This window comes from Telluria sp. BA11, from assembly GCF_056680305.1.
Window position 1 is genome coordinate 4,900,631 of record NZ_CM155275.1, and the last position, 18,116, is coordinate 4,918,746.

Consider the following 18,116-nt stretch of genomic DNA (forward strand, 5'->3'; position numbering starts at 1 on the left):
CTATCTCGGTCGAGTTGTTTCAGTGCGCTCACCAGTGTTCTCACTTCAGTGCGTCGAGCGTCGGACTGCGCCAGAATTTGCGCTGCGCCAGCGCGCTCGTCGTCGTCTCGAGCAGCCCTTCGCGGCTGCTCAGCACCAGCGTCAGCTTGCTTACGCGGCCCGCCTTCACGGCAGCCAGTAGCGGCGCGAACAGCGTATCTTCCAGTTGCCCCATCACCTGCAGCCAGACGCCCCAGTCGGATGCCTGCGCCGCTTCGGCCAGCGGGCCGACGACCAGCGTGCGGTCGGTCGACAGCAGATCGGCCAATCGGTCGAGCGTGTCGAACCGTTGATCACCGAGCGCGCCCAGCCAGCCCGGCACCGCAACACTGGCCAGCGGCTGCGTCGGTGCAGGCGCCGTCCGGCCCGCACCCCACATCCAGAACGCGTTCACGATCGGCAGCCGCTGCGTTTCGCGCGCGGCGTTCATCGGATGCGCGTGCCACGCCATCTGCACTTCGTTCTGCAGGCGCCGGTAGGCCAGCGCGGGCTGGCCCTTCGGCATGAAATCCGTCAGGTCCATGTTCACGACCGTGTCGGGCGTGGAGGTCTCGAAACCCGTCCAGTCGTCGGCGCGCAGGAACCACGTCTGCGCATCGCCGTAGCGCAGCGCATGGCCAATGCTTTCGCAGAGTTCGGCAGCCGTGGCGAACAGCGCACGGCTGTCGTCATCGGCCAGCGGTACCTGGCGCGTATCGGCCATCGTCAGGTGCGTGCGCGCGATCTGGATGTGGCCGGGACTGACGATGTACCAGTTGCCGCCATCGGGATCCAGCCCGAAGCCGCGCATGGCGGCAACGGCCACGTCAACCCCGCCCGCGGCGCCCAGGCCGAGCGCGCGCGCCAGCCAGGTTTCATGGGGCAGGGCGTGGGTATGCTCGGCCGTCCGCGTGCGCGTGGCGCCCGAGGTGCGTGAGAGCAGCAGTGCCAGCGCCGGCGTGTTCATCGCGCGGATCAGGTCGGGAGCAAATTCGGGAAGCGGCAGGGCGAACGGCAGGACGAGCGTAATATGAGCCATCCCGCTATTCTAGGGCAAATCGCCGCCGCCAGCGGATCACCATCCCGATTATGCCGCCGCATGCCCACTGGAATCCCCTAGTGGGTTTTTGATAATTGCGCCACAATCCCGGTTTGTCTGGCAAACTGCCGGGCTGATGCAGCCCGGCGCTGCGCCACCAATACAAAAATATAGCGGAACACAGCGGATCGGTCGACACGGACAGCATGAGCATCACCCACAAACTCCCCTACGAATGGCAGATCGGCCTGCGCTACACCCGCGCCGGCAAGCGCAGCGGCCGCAACAGCTTTATCTCCTTCATTTCGATGGCCTCCGTCGCCGGTATCGCCCTCGGCGTGGCCGCGCTGATCGTCGTGCTGTCCGTGATGAACGGCTTCCAGAAGGAAGTCACCAACCGCATGCTGTCGATGCTGGCGCACGTCGAGATTTTCGACAGCCGCGGCGCGCTGCCCGACTGGCGCGCCACCAGCCTGCAGGCGCTGCGCAACCCGCAGGTCAAGGCCGCCGCGCCGTTCATCGACGCGCAATCGATGCTGCTCGTCGACGGCGTCATGAAGCCGGCGCTGCTGCGCGGCGTGGCACCGGTCGAAGAAGCACTGGTATCGGACATCACGCGCCAGATGAAGGCCGGTAATTTCGCATCGCTGCGCGCCGGCTCATTCAATGTGGTGCTTGGCCGCGCGCTGGCCAAGTCACTTGGCGTCGACGTGGGCGACCGCGTCACGCTTCTCGTGGCCAGCAGCGGTATCCTGGGCGGCGCCAGCACGCCAGGCGAGAACCCGCTGCCGCGCACGCGCGCGCTGACCGTGTCCGGCATTTTCGAGGTCGGCCACTTCGAGTTCGATTCCACGCTCGCCCTGATCAATATCGACGACGCCCAGGTGGCGACGGGTGCCACGGCGCCGGCCGGCATCCGCCTGCGGCTGCAAGACCTGCACCAGGCGCCACGCGTGGCCTATGAACTGCAGCGCTCGATGCCGGGCGAATTGATCATGCGCGACTGGACCAAGGTCAACACGGTCTGGTTCGCGGCCGTGCAATCGCAGAAGAACATGATGTTCATTATTCTGACAATGATCGTGGCGGTGGCCGCGTTCAACCTCGTCTCGACGCTCGTCATGACCGTCAAGGACAAGCAGTCCGACATTGCCATCCTGCGCACGCTGGGCGCGTCGCCGCGCGCGATCATGAAAATCTTCATGGTGCAAGGCACGCTCGTGGGCCTGCTGGGCGGCCTGCTCGGCGTGGGCCTGGGCGTGCTGGTGGCGCTCAATGTCGACGTCATCGTGCCGGCCATCGAGCGCATCTCGGGCGTGCACTTCCTGTCGCAAGAGGTGTATCTGATCAGCGAGATGCCGTCCGAACTGCTGTGGGCCGACGTCGGCTGGATCGGCGGCGTGGCCGTGCTGCTGTCGTTCCTGGCGACGATCTACCCAAGCTGGGCCGCCTCGCGCGTGAAACCGGCAGAGGCACTGCGCTATGAGTAACCGCGCCCGTGTCGTTTGCCCCGATTCCAATCTGAAGCACGAAAATTCATGAGCATCATCCACAAACTGCCGTACGAGTGGCAGGTCGGCCTGCGCTACACGCGCGCCGGCAAGAGCAGCGGTCGCAGCAGCTTCATTTCGTTCATCTCGCTCATTTCCGTGGCCGGCATCGCGCTCGGCGTCGCAGCCCTGATCATCGTGCTGTCGGTGATGAACGGCTTCCAGAAGCAGGTCACCGACCGCATGCTGTCGGTACTGGCCCACATCGAGGTGTTCGATGCATCGGGCAGCATGCCGGACTGGCAGGCCAGGGCCAAGGAAGCGGCGCAGAATCCGGCCGTACTGGGCTCGGCGCCGTTCGTCGAGACCCAGGGCCTGCTGGTGCGCGACGGGATCATGCGTCCGTCGATCGTGCGCGGCGTGCTGCCCGGCGTCGAAGACAATGTGTCGACGGTCGCGAAGCAGATCCGCGCCGGCAGCTTCGATGCCTTGAAGCCCGGCAGCTTCAACATCGTGCTCGGTTACGCGCTGGCGCGCGCGCTGGGCGTGGGCATGGGCGACAAGGTCACCATGGTGCTGGCCCAGGGCCAGGTCACGCCGGCCGGCATGGTGCCGCGCACGCGCAGCTTCACGGTGGCCGGCATCTTCGAGGCCGGGCACTTCGACTTCGATGCGGCGCTGTCGTTCGTGCACATCGAGGATGCGCAGCGCCTCGAACGCCAGCAGGCGCCATCGGGCCTGCGCCTGCGCATCGCGAACATGCGCGAAGCGCCGCAGGTGGCTGAGGCATTGAAGCTCTCCATGAAAGGCGACCTGGTCGTGCGCGACTGGCCCAAGCTCAACGCCAACTGGTACGCTGCGGTGCAGACCGAAAAAAAGATGATGTTCATCATTCTGACGCTGATCATCGCGGTGGCCGCCTTCAACCTGGTGTCGAGCCTCGTGATGACGGTGACCGAGAAGCAGGCCGACATCGCGATCCTGCGCACGCTGGGCGCCTCGCCCGGCTCGATCATGAAAATCTTCATGGTGCAGGGCGCGGTCGTCGGTGTGCTCGGCACGCTCGCGGGCGTGGCCATGGGCGTGGGCGTGAGCAAGAACATCGGTGTCATCGTCCCGTTCATCGAACGCGTGCTGGGCGTGGAGTTCTTGTCCAAGGATATCTATTTGATCAGTACCGTGCCGTCCGAGCTGTACACGCCGGACGTCGTCACTATCGGCATCGTGTCGGTGGTGCTGGCCTTTGCGGCCACGATCTACCCAAGCTGGGCCGCCTCGCGCGTGAAACCGGCAGAGGCGCTGCGCTATGAATAATGTGAAGAACAATGCGATGAACGACGTGAACAAAACGAACGACGTACCCGTGCTGGCCTGCCGTGGCCTGGGCAAGACCTTCAACCAGGGCGATGCCATCGTGCGTGTCATCGACGGCATCGACTTTGCCGTGTACCGCGGCGAGCGCGTGGCGATTGTCGGTGCGTCCGGCTCGGGCAAGTCGACGCTGCTGCACCTTCTCGGCGGCCTGGATACGCCCAGCAGCGGCACGGTCAGCCTGCGCGGCGAAGATTTTGCGAGCCTGTCCGAATCCCGGCGCGGCGAACTGCGCAACACGGCGCTCGGCTTCGTGTACCAGTTCCACCACCTGCTGCCCGAATTCACGGCGCTCGACAACGTCATGATGCCGCTGCTGATCCGGCGCATGCCGCGCGCCGAGGCGCTGACGCTGGCGCAGGCCATCCTGGAACGGGTGGGCCTGGGCAAACGCGTCATGCACCGCCCGGGCGAGTTGTCCGGCGGCGAGCGCCAGCGGGTCGCGCTGGCGCGCGCGCTGGTTACGCAACCGGCCTGCGTGCTGGCCGATGAACCGACCGGCAACCTCGATCACACGACCGCGCAGATCATCTTCGACCTGATGCTCGAACTCTCGCGCACCCTCGGCACCGCCTTCGTGATCGTTACGCACGACATGGAACTGGCGCGCCGCTGCGACCGCGTGCTGCGCATGACCGAGCACGGGTTGCAGGCAGCGGAAGGCTGACGCCATGTGGATCGATACGCACGTTCACCTCGACGCCCGCGAATACGGTGGCGATGGCGCCGGCGTGGCGCGCAGGGCCGAAGCGGCCGGCGTCTCGATGATCGTCATCATGGCGGTAGAGCGGGGCAATTTCGATACGGTCGCGGCACTGGCGGCGGGCAGCCCGAACGCCTGCTACGCGCTGGGCATCCACCCGATGTGCGTGCCGCAGGCACACGATGACGACCTGGCCTACCTGCGCACGCGCGTCGAGGCGGCGATGGGCGATCCGCGCTTCGTGGGCATCGGTGAAATCGGGCTGGATTTCTTCATCCCCGAACTCACCACACCCGAGATGCGCGAGAAGCAGGCGCGGTTTTTCCGCGAACAGCTGCGCATCGCGCGCGACTTTGGCTTGCCGGTCATGACGCACGTGCGCCGCTCGCAGGACCAGGTGCTCAAGCACCTGCGCCAGATTCGCCCGCCAAGCGGCATCGCGCATGCGTTCAATGGCAGCTTTCAGCAGGCGCAGAATTTCATCGACCTCGGCCTGCACCTGGGCTTTGGCGGCAACCTGACCTTTACCCGCGCGTTGCAGATCCGGCGCCTGGCCACTGAGTTGCCGCTCGACTGGATCGTGCTGGAAACTGACTCACCCGACATCGCCCCTAGCTGGATTCATCCGGGCCGCAACAGCCCCGAGAATTTGCCGGGCATCGGCGCGGCGCTGGCAGAATTGCGCGGCGTGGACACGGATGTCGTGCGCATCGCTGCCCATCGCGCCTCGCTGGCCGCCATCCCGCGCCTGGCCGGCTTGTGCGCTGCCGTCTAGCCAGGCGGCCCGGCGAAGTTCCCGAAACGGCGCCTGGCATCTGTGACACCTGACAAAACGCCATCAGTACGGCGTGCCAAGATGTGCTTCCCCGAGAAACGCATTGGATGGACAGGAGATTCACGTGGACAACGCCAGCGAATTCCTGCGCATGCTGCAGAACGACCGTTCGCTATCGGGGGCGCACCGACCCATCCGGCTGCGTCTCGGTCACGCTGATCATCGGCTTGCCACCATCCTGTTGCCGCAGCGTGTTACGGGCAGCGAAGCCATTTGCGGCGGCGTCGAGTACACCGTCACCTGCGTTGCGTCCACACCGCGCCTGCCGCTCAAGGAACTGATCGCGCTGCCGGCCGAAGTCGCGCTCGTCACCGATCGTGGCGGATTGCGCGGCGTGTGCGGCATCGTGGCCGAAGCCCGCGCCGGCGATTTCGACGGCGGCCTGGGCGTGTACCAGCTGGTGATCCGCGACGCGCTGGCGATCATGGAAAAGCGCATCAACAGCCGTGTATTTCGCTACCAGAACGAACTCGAGATCGTGCAGGTGCTGTTCGACGAATGGCGCCTGTCGAACAGCGTGCTGGCCAGCGCCTTCGATTACGAACTCGATCCGCTGTTCGACCCGCGCCAGTTTCCGCCGCGCGAGCAGACCATGCAATACAACGAGTCCGACGCCGCCTTCGTGCGCCGCCTGCTGCGCCGGCGTGGCGTGGCCTGGACCTTCCGCCCCGGCCACGCGCGCACCAGGGCGAGAGCCAGCGAGCCTGACACATCACCCGCCCACACGCTGATGCTGTTCAACGATCCCAACACGCTGCCGCGCAACAGCGCCGGCGCCGTGCGCTATCACCAGGGCGGCGCCAGCGAAGAGCGCGACACGATCGTCTCGTGGTGCGCCGCGCGCCGCCTGCAGGCTGGCAGCACGACGCGGCACAGCTGGGATTATCGCAATCCGCTGGGCACCAGCTTCATGACGGCCACCGCGCGCGGCATGGCCGATCAGGGCCCCAGCGGCAATGGGCTTGCCGCCAGCCTGGACGACTACCAGGTCGAGATGCCCCATGCCGGCAATGACGTCGAAGACCACTGGCGCCTGGGGCAGCTGCGCATGAACCGGCACGAGCTCGACACCAAATGCTTTCATGGCGCGGGCACCGTGCGGGACCTGCGCGCCGGCGAGTGGTTCACCCTTAGCGGCCATCCCGAGATCGACACGCACCCGGCCGCCGAACGCGACTTCGTCATCACCGCACTGCACGTTGAGGCCGAGAACAACCTGCCGGCTGACGTCGCGCAACGGGTGCGGCGGCTGATGGGCACGGCGCTCACCGGCGCCGACAGCGCGTTTGCGGCGTCGGTGCTGGCGTCTGCGCCTGGGGCTGCGCCGGCGCATGCGCCCGCATCTGCGCTGACATCCTGCGCCATGCGGGTACGCGTTACCTTCGACGCGGTGCGGCGCGGCATCCCGCTGGCCCCAAGGTTCGATCCACGCACCGACCTGCCGCATCCGCAACTGCAAAGTGCCATCGTGACCGGTCCGCCCGGCGAAGAAGTCCATTGCGATGCACTGGGCCGGGTCAAGATCCGGTTCCCCGGCATGCGCACGGACGACCATCGGCATGCACATGGCGCCGGGGCGTCGGATACGCCCGCCGACTCAGCCTGGGTACGCGTTGCGTCCAACTGGGCCGGCGCTGGCGCCGGCAGCCAGCAGCAATCGGGCACGCTCGGTATGCCGCGTGTGGGCACCGAGGTCCTGGTGGCGTTCATGGGCGGCGATCCTGACCGGCCCGTCATCCTGTCGCAGTTGTACAACGAGCGTTCGCAGCCGCCCGCGCTCAGCCGCGCAGGTGGCTTGCCGGGCAATCGCTACCTGGCCGGCATGCGCAGTCGCGAAATTGGCGGCGCGCGTGGCGGGCAGTTGCTGTTCGACGATACACCAGGCCAGATCGGCGTGCAGCTGGCCAGCGACCACGCGGCTGCCGAACTCAATCTGGGCTGGCTGTCCGATCCTCGCTCGAATGGCACGGCCGGGGCACGCGGTGAGGGCGCCGAGCTTCGCAGCAGCAAGGCTGTTGCCGTGCGCGGTGGCGAAGGCATCCTGCTCAGTGCCGGGGGTAGCGACGCCGATGGTGGCGCGCAGCTCGAGCGCGGCGCGCTGGTCGGCATCGCCGAGGTGATGCACGGTGTGCTCGATGAACTGGGCCGGCTGGCGGGCGCGCATGGCGAAGAGCATGCGGCCAGCCCGCGCCTGGCCGAGCTCACCGAACGCCTGCGCCGCTGGCAAGACGGTTCCAGTGTGGCCCCAGGCCTGGCGCAGGGCGGCGCGCCGATGGTGGCGGTGAGCGCGCCGGCCGGGGTGGTGCTGGCCAGTGATGACGCCATCGCGCTGGGCGCGCGGACCAAGATCGACGTCGTCTCGACCGGTGACACCGAAGTGGCGGCCGGGCGCAGCTTGTTCCTGCGGGCGTCGCGCGCGCTCAGCCTGTTCGCGTATGACCTCGGCATGAAGCTGATTGCGGCGCGCGGCGACATCGTCGTCGAAACCCACAAGGGCGATATCGAGATCAAATCGTCCAACCGGATTCGCCTGATCGCCGCCGCCGGCATCGAGCTCGAAGCGCCGTCGGTCAAGGTGGTGTCGCAGGGGACGCAAACCGACTGGCACGGCGGCGCGATCACGCACCAGAGCAGCGGCAACCACGTCATCAAGGCCGCCAGCGTCGACTACCTGACGGGCGGTGGCGGCATGCCAGCCGGCCTGCGGCTGCCGGCCACCGCCCTCGAAACCGATGAGCGTGTGGTGGTGATCGACCGTCAGACGAATTTGCCGGCCAGGGGGCAGCGCTATATCGCACAGCACGAGGACGGCACCAGCATCGAAGGCATCACCGACGATGAAGGCCGCACCAGCATCCTGCACAGCTACGCCATGGGCGATATTGAAATCCGCTTGCTGGCCGATGACCAGTCCAGCGATCCGACGCCCGCCAGCACGGACACAGCATGAGCGAGCCAACCCGGCCGATCCACCAGCCCACCGTCGAGCGCGACGGCAGCCTGGTGGCCCATACGGTCGCCACGCCAGTCGCATTCAAGGTGCGCGCCCGCGTCACGATCGGGTCGCGTAAGGTCATCCCCGTCATTTTCGTTCCTGGCAGCATGGGCTCGAACCTGCGGGCGCGCGCCAATTTGAACAAGCGTGACGACGACGCGCTGCGCCCGGGCGAGCCCGCATGGCGGCCACCGAATCATCTCGCTGGCAAATACCGCGAGGCCGACGTGTGGGAAACACGCGCGCCTGCACTGCGCCAGCGCATCCTCGATCCCGCCATCCTCGAGGTGGACCCTGACGGCGAACTCGACTTCCCGCTCTGCGGCCTGGAGCCTGACGTCATGCGCGAACGGGGCTGGGGAGAAATCCACGCCGACTCGTACGGCGCGCTGCTGGTCGACCTGCAACGCAACCTGGACAAGACGTTCCAGCTCTCGCCCCAAGGCGCGCGCCTGGTGCGTCAGCACTGGAAGCGGGTCATGCAATGCGACCCCGAACGCTGGGGCGTGCGGCAGATCGAGCACGTCACCGAAGCTGAACTCGAACACTACGCCGGCTACCAGTATCCGGTCTATGCCTTCGGCTACAACTGGCTGGCGTCGTGCGACGTGGCGGCAAAACGCCTGCGCGCACGGATCGACGGGATACGCGCCTTCTGGACCGATCGCAAGCATGCATGCCGCCACGTGATCCTGGTGACCCACTCGATGGGCGGGCTGGTCGCGCGCGCCTGTGCGCGCCTGAGCGAGGACGCAGGCGGCGCCTCGGACATCGCCGGCATCGTGCACGCCGTGATGCCGGCGCTGGGCGCGCCGGTGGCATACCGCCGTATGGCCTGCGGCACCGAGGCAGGCAATTTCACTAATGGGCCACTGGCCAATTTTGCCGCATCCGGGTTCGCCGACATCGCCGGCGACACGAGCGCCAAGACGATGCCGGTGATGGCGGTGGCGCCCGGCCTGCTGCAGCTGCTGCCGAATCATCTTTATCCGGCGCCGTGGCTGGTGATCAAAACGTTGCGCGGCGTGAGCGCGCACGAGGATATGCGCGACATGGTGTCACTGCCGGCTGGCAATCCTTACGATATGTATCGGGACATGACGTCGTGGCACCGGATGATCGACCCGGGGTTGGTGGACCCGGCGCAGCGCTACGCCAAGCTGCATGGCGGCCCGGTCAAAAAAATTCTCGACGCAATCAACGAGGCGGAACGTTTTCACCGCCAGGTTCTGGGCGTCGAAGGGAAGGGCGGCAAGAGCACGCCGTACTATCACCGCCATTCTTACGCCTTCTATGGCGCGGACAAAACGCTGAAAGCGTACGGCAAGATTCGCTGGGTGGCGCGCATGCCCTCAACGTCGCCAGCAGTGCTCACGACCGCAAACGTGCGGGCGGCAAAGCTGGTCGCCGATGGTGAAAAAGGCAGTGCCGGCATGCGCGAGGTGGAAACCGCGAACGGTGTCCGGCTGCGCTTTGTCTTGTGGCCGCAGGACGAACAAGGCGATGAGACGGTACCGCTGCAATCCGGCGCAGGGGCGGCAGCGCACGTGCGCGGCGCGTTTGCGCCGACGGGTTTCCGGCATCAGGACAGTTTCCAGCACGAAGACATGCTGCTGCTGACGCGTCATCTCATCGTCAAGATCGTTCAGGAAGTCCGATGAAGCGGCTGAAGAGCCGCCATGTGCGTTGGGTCGGTATAGCGATGGCGTCAGCCCTGACGCTGGTGTCCTTTCTCGCGAACTCGTTCCAGACCGACGAGGATAGGCAAAAGGTGGCAAAGATGACCGGCACGATGAAGACCGTCTGCGTGGGCCGTTTCCTGATCGACCTTCCCGCCGAGGCGACGGTGCGTCTGCGACGTGGCTTCATCGGTGGTTACGATGTCGCCAGCACCGACCGTGAAACGGACGACGACTTCACGCAACGTCTTGACGCACTGGAAAATACGCTGCTTACCGGGAAAGACGAGTACGGCAAGCTGGAGTCGGCGAAGGACTTGCTGTCTGCGACGGGGCAGGGCAAGGTGTTCGTGCACAACCGGCGCCCGGCCCAGACCATCGAACACGGTCACATTGTGGCAATTGAGGACGTGGACGTGCATGGCCTGCTGAGACTACCCCACGTCAGCATTGACGCGCAGGCGCAGGGCATGGCGCCGGGCAGCGGGGACAGCCTGGCACGCGTGCTGCGGCGGTTTCGCGCCATGCAGCCTGGCGAGATTCCGCGCGAGCCGGGATTCTGTCTTGACCACGCCATCGTGCTTGACCCGTATGACGACGCAGACACTGAAAGCGTCGTGCTGTTCGCCGGCCTGCCGGGCCATCCTGACGTGAGTATCGTGCTCTCGTCGATGGCAGGGGTGACGCCCGCCCCGCGCCTGCTCGAACGGCATGCGATCACGGTCGACCGCCGTCCGCTGTTCATGCAGCTCGCGTTCTCGCATCTGCGCGAAGCGGCGCGCGCCATCAATGGCCTCGACGGCGATGAACTGGTCATGCGGGTGCGCGAGCCCAATTTCACGACCGGCTATTCGTTTCAGTGGGAAATGCCCGGGCGCCAGCTTGATGTGCATACGCCGTTCATGACACTGGAACTGGCCGCCGGCACCAATCCGGCGGGTGGCGGCAAGCCGGTGCAGTCGACGTTGTCCGAGCAGGCGCTGATCGATTTGTGGGACCGGATCGCCGGGAGTCTCCGGCTGCGGCCAACCGTAGCCCAGGCGCCGCCATCTGTTGAGCCGCCGGCCACTGCGCTCGGCACCATTGCGCTTGCCGGTGACAGTTGTCCGCACACGGGCTGGTGGCAATGTACCGAGGTCAACGCCCGTGTGCGCGTCTACAACGGGCAACGCCAGTTCATCGACGAAGGCAAGCGCATGCCGCAAGCGCTGCTGCTGCCGCAACCAACCGTGTGGCAGCGGGTCAGGGGTTTGCAGCCCAGCTATGAAAGCCGGAGCCCGACCCGGTGGCGCCTGGCGGACAAGCGCCACCGTCCGCGCTTACGAGTTCAGGCCGCACCAGCGCCTGCCGTGACCGGGTTAGCCGAGCCCGCTCGCGTGCCCGATCTCGCGTCCCTCGATGCGTATGACCTTGGGCCCGATCCTGCGACCGGTCTGGAGCATGATGTTACGTCCGGCGTGACGCCCGAAACGGACCTCATGCCACATCGCGACGCCCTGATCGGCAGCGTCGCGCAAAGCAGTGCATTCTGTCCGGCCAGCGGATGGTGGCGCTGTGACGACCGCGATGCGCTCGATGGCACGCGCTGGTTTGCCGCGGGCAGCTGCCTGCCACGTGCGTCGTTCGGACAACGCGTCCGCCGGCACAGCAGTTGGACACTGGTGCGGCTTGCAAGCGAGCCTTGAGTGCATCGATCCGATCCGAACAGCCGCTTGACGCGAGAACACGAAGGAGATGTCATGGACGGACCGGTGACGCGCCAGAAAGACTGGATGGTCCGCCTGACCGTAGTGGCGACGGGTAGGTGCTTCATCGCTGCAATGCCGATCGGGCACAAGTCGGGCATCAGCCGCCCGGCCGCCTGACCGACGTTGGTTCGCCAACCCATGCGCAGCGCCATCCTTGCCTTCGCTGCAGGCGCTGCCTGGCTTCAGACCCGGCCCGCATTGCCGGAATTAACCAGCCTCGCAGCCTGCGTGGCCACGGCCATCGTCGTTTGCGTGATCCTGCGCGGCTTGCCCCGCAAGTTGATTGCCGGCCTGCTGCTCGGCGCCTGCTGGGCAGCGTTCCTTGCCCACACTGCGCTGGGCGACGCATTGCCGCTTGCGGACGAAGGCCGCGAGATCGCCGTGACCGGCGTCGTCGCGAGCCTGCCGCACCGCTTCGACGGCGGCGTGCGCTTTCAGTTCGACGTCGCGCACGTCGACACGCCCGGCGCGACCGTGCCGCCCAAAATCATCCTGTCCTGGTATGGCGCCACCGCCGCCGATCCGGCGTTCGTGCACCCGGGCGAGCGCTGGCGCCTTGTCGTACGCCTGCAGCGCCCGCACGGCAACGCCAATCCGCACGGCTTCGATTACGAGGCGTGGTTGCTCGAACAGGGCGTGCGCGCGACGGGCTACGTGCGCCCAGCCGGCGGGCGCAATGCAAGGCTAGCGGCGTGGACTCAGGGCGCCGGCTATGCGGTGGAGCGGACGCGGGGCTGGCTGCGAAGCCGTATCCTGGCAGTCCTGGACCGCAAGCCATATGCGGGCGTGATCGTCGCGCTGGTGATCGGTGACCAGCGCGGCATCGACCAGGGGTCGTGGGACGTGTTCAACCGCACCGGCATCAGCCATCTCGTCTCGATCTCCGGCCTGCACATCACCATGCTGGCCGGCCTGGGCGCGTGGTCGATGTCGTGGCTGTGGCGCCGATCGTTCTCTACCGGTGCGAACCTGCCATTGCACCTGCCGGCCCAGAAGGCGGCCGCACTGGCGGGCGCCCTGGTGGCGCTGCTGTACGTGCTGCTGGCCGGCTTCGGCGTGCCGGCCCAGCGCACCTTCTATATGCTGGCGGTGGTCGCGCTGGCGCTGTGGTGCGGGCGCATCACCTCGATGTCGCACGTGCTGTGCCTCGCGCTGGGCGTGGCCGTACTGCGCGATCCTTGGGCGATGCTGTGGCCGGGCTTCTGGCTGTCGTTCGGGGCGGTGGCGGCGATCCTGTATGCGTGCAGTGGCCGCCTGGGCGTGCCCACGCGCGGCTGGCGCGCCGGCCTGTTGGTGGCGGCGCGCACCCAGTGGGCCGTCACGCTGGGCCTGGCGCCGCTTACGCTGCTGCTGTTTGGCCAGGTGTCGCTGGTCAGCCCCCTTGCCAACGCGGTGGCCATTCCCGTCATCAGCCTGTTCGTCACGCCACTGGCGCTGGCCGGCAGCGTGCTGCCGTCGCCGCTGGCCGATCTGGTGCTGGGCAGCGCGCACCTGGCGATCGTCGTCCTGGTGTGGCCCCTGACGTGGTTGTCCGCGCCCGCGCTGGCCGTATGGACTGCGCCCGCGCCGACGCCATGGATCCTCGTGCTGGCCCTGGCCGGCACTGCGTGGATGCTGGCGCCGCGCGGCTGGCCGCAGCGCTGGGCGGGCCTGGCCGCGTGGACGCCGCTGCTGACCCACATGCCGGCCGCGCCAGCGGCAGGGCGGTTCGACATCACGGCTTTCGATGTTGGCCAGGGCATGGCACTGCTGGTCGAAACGCAGCACCATCGTCTGCTGTACGATACCGGCCCGCTGTACGCTCCCGGCGCAAACGGCGCCACGCGCGTCATCCTGCCGTATCTGCGCGGCCGGGGTGTCGGCCGGCTCGATGCGCTGGTGATTTCGCACAGCGACCTCGATCACATCGGCGGCGCCGAGGCAGTGTTGCAGACGGTACGGGTAGGGCAGGTGATCTCGTCACTGCCGGATGGTCACCGGCTGCTGGGCAAGGCTGCGCACCCGGCCCGCTGCAGCGCCGGCCAGGCCTGGCACTGGGACGGGGTGCGCTTCGAGATGCTCGCGCCCGACAGCGCCAGCTACGCAAACCCGCGCCTGAAGGCCAACGCGCGTAGCTGCGTGCTACGCATCAGCGCGGGCGGCAAGGCGATCCTGCTGGCGGGCGATATCGAAGCGGCGCAGGAAGCCGCGCTGCTGGGCCTTGACGCCGACCGTCTGCGCGCCGACGTGCTGCTGGCGCCGCACCATGGCAGCGGCAGCTCGTCGAGTGCAGCGTTCCTGCAAGCGGTCGCGCCGACAGTCGGTATCTTCCAGGTAGGTCATCGCAATCGGTATCGCCACCCGCAAAAGCTCGTCTACGCGCGCTATGGCGCCATGGGCATCGAGCGCATTCGCACCGATGAGCGGGGCGCCGTCTCGCTGGCATTCGGGGCCACTCTCGACGTGACGACCTACCGCGCGACCCACGCCCGCTATTGGTACGGGCGCTGAGCCGCAGATTTCATCGTCCGGTCGCAGGCAGTGTGATCGTCACCTGCAAGCCCCCGCCCTCGCGATTGGTCACGACGATCTCGCCGTCATGCGCCTGGACCACGCGCTGCGCAATGGCCAGTCCAAGCCCGTGTCCGTCGACACCGGTGCGCGATGCGCCGGAGCGGAAGAACGGCTGGAAAATCGCCGGCAAGTCCTCGGGCGCGATGCCCGGCCCCCGGTCGCATACCTCAACCTTTGCCACGCCATCCACGGCGCGCACGGACACCGCCACGACGCCGCCCGGCGCGCCATGTCTGGCGGCATTGCGCACGACGTTCTCGAGCGCGCTCCAGAGCAGGTCCGGGTCGCCGCTGACGTTGACGCTGTCGTCGGCATCGAAGTCGACGCGCAGCGCCGCGCCGCGCTTGTCTGCGGCCTGGGCCTGGCCGGCCTCGAAGCGCGCATCGGCGACAAGCCCGTCGACCAGCTCCACCAGGTCCACCGGCTCGCGCCGCAGCACGTCGGGCGAGGCTTCCAGGCGCGACAGCGTCAAGAGTTCGCCGATCAGCTTGTCCATGCGGTTGCTTTCGCGCTCGATGCGTTCGAGCGTGATGCCGATCTTGTCCGGCTGCTGGTGCGCCAAGCCCAGCGCCGCCTGCATCCGCGCCAACGGCGAGCGCAGTTCGTGCGAGACGTCGTGCAGCAGTCGGCGCTGGCCATCCATCAGCGCGCGCAGGCGTGCGCTCATGCGGTCGAAGTCGCGGCCCAGGTCGACCAGTTCGTCGCCGCCCTTGGCGCCGGGACCGAAGCGCGGCGCCAGGTCACCGGCGGCGGCAGCTTCGAAGGCGCTGCGCAGGGCGCGGATCGGGCGCGAGAAATACCAGGCCAGCAGCGCCGCGAACAGCAGGCTGGCCAGCAGGGTGGCGCCGATCACAACGCTCTGGCCGATACGGCGCCGCGGGCCGGGACCGGGCCCGAGGCCAGGCGTCAGCGTATCGGGGCCGATACCGTCGCGCAGCCCGTCCTGACCGCCGGCGTCGCGGCCGATCTGGCGCCCGAAGTCACGCGACACGAAGGCGATGTACTGCTCGCCGCCCGGGCCGACCAGGCGCCGCGCGCCACGCCACACGGCGTTCTCGCCACCCTGGGCGCCGTCGCGCAGTTCACGTTCGACTGCATGCATCAGTTCAGCCGGCACCGCGCGGCCCAGCAGTTCGTGGCGCGCCCCGTCGAGCACGAACAATTGGGGGCGCCGCATGTCGGGGAGCAGGCTGCGCAGGGCGGGCAAGCCGCCGTGGCGCAACGTGGCGGCAGCGGCGTCCAGCGCGATCGCTGCCGGCGGGCCGCTGTCGAGCACGGGCGTCGCGCGCTGGCGCGCCTGGTCGCGTAGCCAGAATACGCCGCCCACGCCGATGGTCGCGGCCACCTGCGCCAGCAGGATGCACAGGAAGAACTTCCAGAACAACCGGCCCATGCTACTCCTTGATCAACTGGTAGCCCTGGCGGTAGATCGTCTGCAGGCAGGAGCGGCCGTCGGCCAACGGCCCCAGCTTGTGCCGCAGGCTGCTCAGGTGGACGTCGATATTGCGATCGAACCGCGCCAGTGGCCGGCCCAGGCCCTGTTCGGACAAATCGTTCTTGCTGACCGGGCGGCCGGCATTGCGGGCCAGGACTTCGAGCAGATTGAATTCGGTGCTGGTCAGGTCGAGATGCTGGCCATCCCAGGTGGCGCGGCGCTGTTCGGGCAGCATCGTCAGCTTGCCGACGCTGAGCACGACCCCGGGGCCGCTCTCGGGCGCGGCCTGGGTGCGGCGCAGGATGGCGCGCACGCGCGCCGTCAGTTCACGCGGCGTGCAGGGCTTGGCCACGTAATCGTCCGCGCCCAGTTCGAGGCCCAGGATACGGTCGGCGTCGTCACCGCGCGCCGTGAGCATCAGCACCGGCATGCGGCTGCCGGCGCGGATCTGGCGCAGCGCTTCGATGCCGCCCGCGCCGGGCATCATGACATCGAGGACCGCGATGGCGTAGCCGCCGGTCAGCGCGGCGCGCGCGCCGTCCTCGCCATTGTGCACGCAGGTGACGGGAAAGCCTTCCTGTTCGAGGTATTCGGCAAACATGCCGACCAGTTCGACGTCGTCGTCGATGAGCAAAACGTGATTCATGGCGACAGGATAGCGCAGCAGGTCGGCGCCGTCTGCGGTGCTTTACGCGGATTTACCTGGCTTAGACGCGCTTTACACGCCGCCGCCACACAATGGCCGCTTCCACGACAAGAGAGGTCCACGATGACACGAGCAGCTTCCCCGCGCCCCACACTATCCGGATTGCGCGCCGCGACCGCCTTCTCCGTCTGCCTGCTGGCCGCGCCCGCCGTCCTGGCCCAGCCGATGCCGCCACCGGACGGTCCGGGGCACGACGGCCCGCCGTTCGGTCAACGGTACGAGCGCGACGGCGAAACCGGTCCGTTCGGCACGCCGCCATTCCTGCGCGGCCTGAACCTGAGCGATGCGCAGAACGAACGCGTCTTCACGATCCTGCACGGCCAGGCGCCCCGGCGGCGCGCGCTGGACCTTGCCGGGCGCAGGGCCGACGCGGCGCTGCGCGCGGTGGCAGGTGCACCGGAGTTCGACGGGGCCGCAGCATCCGCCGCCGCGCAGGCGCTGGGCCAGGCGATCGCCGACCAGGAGCTGCTGCGGCTGCAGACACGCGCCATGCTCAAGGCAGTGCTCACGCTACAACAGCGTGCGCAGCTCGACGCGCCGCGTGGCAGGGGCCGCAAAGCTGATCATGAATGCCACGATACCCATGAGGGAGACAGCAGAAAATGAACGCAGTACGCCATCATCAAGACACCGGGCAGCACCCCGAGCACGATGCCGACCATCACCAGAGTCTGGGCGCCGACCTTGCCCGCATGCTGACCCGGTCGGCCACCCGGCGCCAGTCGCTGCGCTGGCTGCTTGCCGGCGCGGGCAGCGCGGTCCTGCCCCTCGCTGGGTGCGGCGGTAGCAGCAGCGCGGACGATGGTTTCGGTCTGTCCAGTTCCACCACCACGACGGGTGCCGCCGGCACAAGCGGCGGCAGTGCAGTCTGCTCGGTGATTCCCGAAGAAACGGGCGGGCCGTATCCGGGCGACGGCACCAATCGCAATGCCAATGGCGTGGCCAATGCGCTGGTCCTGTCCGGCATCGTGCGCAGCGATATCCGGACCAGCGTGGCCGGCGCCAGCGGCGTGGCGGCCGGTGTGCCGCTGACGATCCGCCTGAAGATCGAGAACGTGGCGCAGGGCTGCGCGGCCGCGGCCGGCGCCACGGTCTACCTGTGGCACTGCACGCGCGAAGGGGGTTACTCGATGTACAGCAGCGGCATCATCGGCGAAAACTATCTGCGCGGCGTGCAGGAAGCCGACAGCGAAGGCTATGTGACTTTTACGACCATCTTCCCGGGCTGCTACGACGGGCGCATGCCACACGTGCACTTCGAGGTCTATCCGTCGCTGGGCAAGTCGACGAGCGCCGCGAACCGCATCAAGACTTCGCAGTTCACGTTCCCGCTGGCGATCGCCAACGAAGCCTACACCAGCAGCGGCTACGGCAGCAGCGTCAGCAATCTGGCGCGCATGAGCTTTGCGCTTGATAACGTGTTCAGCGACGGCACCGCGCTGCAGATGGCGAGTGTCACGGGCACGGCCAGTCAGGGTTACAGCGCCACGCTGACAGTCGGCGTAAATTGGTGAATTCGTTCTAAACGTGCTCCCAAGATCGGG

General features: G+C 67.5%; 14 protein-coding genes. 11 read left to right on the forward strand and 3 right to left on the reverse strand.

Annotation, left to right across the window (positions count from 1 at the left end; all coding sequences use genetic code 11):
* Nucleotides 1-40: 40 nt before the first annotated feature.
* Complete coding sequence (locus AC1MGT_RS21720) at nt 41-1,057, reverse strand: hypothetical protein (RefSeq protein ID WP_499502044.1); 1,017 nt, start codon at nt 1,055-1,057, stop codon at nt 41-43.
* 206 nt (nt 1,058-1,263) lie between these two features.
* Here AC1MGT_RS21720 and AC1MGT_RS21725 point away from each other — a divergent pair, with 206 nt between their 5' ends.
* From AC1MGT_RS21725 to AC1MGT_RS21765, 9 genes are all read left to right on the forward strand, one after another.
* Nucleotides 1,264-2,547 (forward strand): lipoprotein-releasing ABC transporter permease subunit, encoded by a 1,284-nt coding sequence (locus AC1MGT_RS21725; protein ID WP_499502045.1) that lies wholly within the window; start codon nt 1,264-1,266, stop codon nt 2,545-2,547.
* Between the two features lie 48 nt (nt 2,548-2,595).
* The gene (locus AC1MGT_RS21730; RefSeq protein WP_499502046.1) at nt 2,596-3,861 is read left to right on the forward strand and encodes a lipoprotein-releasing ABC transporter permease subunit; all 1,266 of its coding nucleotides are present in this window, start codon (nt 2,596-2,598) and stop codon (nt 3,859-3,861) included.
* A gap of 16 nt (nt 3,862-3,877) precedes the next feature.
* A complete protein-coding gene (gene lolD / locus AC1MGT_RS21735) occupies nt 3,878-4,585 on the forward strand; it encodes a lipoprotein-releasing ABC transporter ATP-binding protein LolD (RefSeq protein ID WP_183553639.1) in 708 nt (235 codons plus the stop codon).
* 4 nt (nt 4,586-4,589) lie between these two features.
* On the forward strand, nt 4,590-5,396 hold the full coding sequence (locus AC1MGT_RS21740; protein ID WP_499502047.1) for a TatD family hydrolase: 807 nt from the start codon (nt 4,590-4,592) through the stop codon (nt 5,394-5,396).
* A gap of 124 nt (nt 5,397-5,520) precedes the next feature.
* Nucleotides 5,521-8,406 carry a type VI secretion system Vgr family protein gene (locus tag AC1MGT_RS21745; RefSeq protein WP_499502048.1) on the forward strand — a complete coding sequence of 962 codons (2,886 nt, stop codon included), beginning with the start codon at nt 5,521-5,523 and terminating at the stop codon, nt 8,404-8,406.
* On the forward strand, nt 8,403-10,112 hold the full coding sequence (locus tag AC1MGT_RS21750) for an esterase/lipase family protein (protein WP_499502049.1): 1,710 nt from the start codon (nt 8,403-8,405) through the stop codon (nt 10,110-10,112). The genes AC1MGT_RS21745 and AC1MGT_RS21750 overlap by 4 nt, the downstream gene beginning before the upstream one ends.
* Nucleotides 10,109-11,815 (forward strand): T6SS immunity protein Tli4 family protein, encoded by a 1,707-nt coding sequence (locus AC1MGT_RS21755; protein ID WP_499502050.1) that lies wholly within the window; start codon nt 10,109-10,111, stop codon nt 11,813-11,815. Before AC1MGT_RS21750 ends, AC1MGT_RS21755 begins: the two co-directional genes overlap by 4 nt.
* A gap of 54 nt (nt 11,816-11,869) precedes the next feature.
* Nucleotides 11,870-11,995: a hypothetical protein gene (locus AC1MGT_RS21760; RefSeq protein ID WP_499502051.1), complete on the forward strand. Its 126-nt coding sequence runs from the start codon at nt 11,870-11,872 to the stop codon at nt 11,993-11,995.
* A 21-nt stretch (nt 11,996-12,016) separates the two neighbouring features.
* Nucleotides 12,017-14,368 (forward strand): DNA internalization-related competence protein ComEC/Rec2, encoded by a 2,352-nt coding sequence (locus AC1MGT_RS21765; RefSeq protein ID WP_499502052.1) that lies wholly within the window; start codon nt 12,017-12,019, stop codon nt 14,366-14,368.
* Nucleotides 14,369-14,378: 10 nt separating this feature from the next.
* On the opposite strand, the gene AC1MGT_RS21770 is transcribed toward AC1MGT_RS21765, so the two are convergent.
* Complete coding sequence (locus tag AC1MGT_RS21770) at nt 14,379-15,824, reverse strand: sensor histidine kinase (RefSeq protein ID WP_499502053.1); 1,446 nt, start codon at nt 15,822-15,824, stop codon at nt 14,379-14,381.
* A gap of 1 nt (nt 15,825) precedes the next feature.
* On the reverse strand, nt 15,826-16,512 hold the full coding sequence (locus AC1MGT_RS21775) for a response regulator transcription factor (protein WP_499502054.1): 687 nt from the start codon (nt 16,510-16,512) through the stop codon (nt 15,826-15,828).
* A gap of 162 nt (nt 16,513-16,674) precedes the next feature.
* On the opposite strand from AC1MGT_RS21775, the gene AC1MGT_RS21780 reads away from it, so the two are divergent.
* Entirely contained in the window at nt 16,675-17,178 is a 504-nt protein-coding gene (locus AC1MGT_RS21780; protein WP_499502055.1) for a Spy/CpxP family protein refolding chaperone, read from the forward strand.
* Entirely contained in the window at nt 17,175-18,086 is a 912-nt protein-coding gene (locus tag AC1MGT_RS21785; protein ID WP_499502057.1) for a dioxygenase family protein, read from the forward strand. The genes AC1MGT_RS21780 and AC1MGT_RS21785 overlap by 4 nt, the downstream gene beginning before the upstream one ends.
* The last annotated feature ends 30 nt before the right edge of the window (nt 18,087-18,116 follow it).

What these genes read in the sequence shown, in the direction of transcription:
- AC1MGT_RS21720 (WP_499502044.1), bottom strand. Translation starts at nt 1,057, where the DNA reads ATGGCTCATATTACGCTCGTCCTGCCGTTCGCCCTGCCGCTTCCCGAA.
- AC1MGT_RS21725 (WP_499502045.1), top strand. Translation starts at nt 1,264, where the DNA reads ATGAGCATCACCCACAAACTCCCCTACGAATGGCAGATCGGCCTGCGC.
- AC1MGT_RS21730 (WP_499502046.1), top strand. Translation starts at nt 2,596, where the DNA reads ATGAGCATCATCCACAAACTGCCGTACGAGTGGCAGGTCGGCCTGCGC.
- lolD (WP_183553639.1), top strand. Translation starts at nt 3,878, where the DNA reads ATGAACGACGTGAACAAAACGAACGACGTACCCGTGCTGGCCTGCCGT.
- AC1MGT_RS21740 (WP_499502047.1), top strand. Translation starts at nt 4,590, where the DNA reads ATGTGGATCGATACGCACGTTCACCTCGACGCCCGCGAATACGGTGGC.
- AC1MGT_RS21750 (WP_499502049.1), top strand. Translation starts at nt 8,403, where the DNA reads ATGAGCGAGCCAACCCGGCCGATCCACCAGCCCACCGTCGAGCGCGAC.
- AC1MGT_RS21755 (WP_499502050.1), top strand. Translation starts at nt 10,109, where the DNA reads ATGAAGCGGCTGAAGAGCCGCCATGTGCGTTGGGTCGGTATAGCGATG.
- AC1MGT_RS21760 (WP_499502051.1), top strand. Translation starts at nt 11,870, where the DNA reads ATGGACGGACCGGTGACGCGCCAGAAAGACTGGATGGTCCGCCTGACC.
- AC1MGT_RS21765 (WP_499502052.1), top strand. Translation starts at nt 12,017, where the DNA reads ATGCGCAGCGCCATCCTTGCCTTCGCTGCAGGCGCTGCCTGGCTTCAG.
- AC1MGT_RS21770 (WP_499502053.1), bottom strand. Translation starts at nt 15,824, where the DNA reads ATGGGCCGGTTGTTCTGGAAGTTCTTCCTGTGCATCCTGCTGGCGCAG.
- AC1MGT_RS21775 (WP_499502054.1), bottom strand. Translation starts at nt 16,512, where the DNA reads ATGAATCACGTTTTGCTCATCGACGACGACGTCGAACTGGTCGGCATG.
- AC1MGT_RS21785 (WP_499502057.1), top strand. Translation starts at nt 17,175, where the DNA reads ATGAACGCAGTACGCCATCATCAAGACACCGGGCAGCACCCCGAGCAC.